Origin of the sequence: Bacillus sp. SIMBA_005 (assembly GCF_046535585.1) — a bacterium.
GTDB lineage: Bacteria > Bacillota > Bacilli > Bacillales > Bacillaceae > Bacillus > Bacillus pumilus.
The window spans coordinates 1-266 of the sequence record NZ_JAWRWI010000538.1 but is presented as its reverse complement, the minus strand read 5'-3'; the positions used below and the strand labels follow the sequence as shown (position 1 = coordinate 266).

At 65.8% G+C, this 266-nt stretch carries 1 pseudogene; it reads left to right on the top strand.

Annotated elements, in window-relative coordinates:
* Positions 1-266, top strand: a pseudogene (locus tag SB660_RS21200) (IS4 family transposase); the annotation flags it as partial.

Here is a 266-nt window from a genome sequence, read left to right as displayed (position 1 = left end):
GGCAGCTGCATGCGCTGGCGTCGACGACGCCTTACGAACTGCCGCTGATGCTGAGCAATCGGAGTGATCCAATCGAGTGCCGACTGGTGGTTTACGCGAAGGCGCGCCAAGGGCGGCGCAGCCCGAACCGGCGAACGCCAAGCAGGACATCGCGCTCGACCGCGAGCAAAAAGGCGTCCGCCCGCGAACGCGAGCCGTGGCTGATCGTGGCCTCACCGGAACTCGAAGCGCCCAGCGCACGACAGCTGGTGAATCTTTACGCGCGA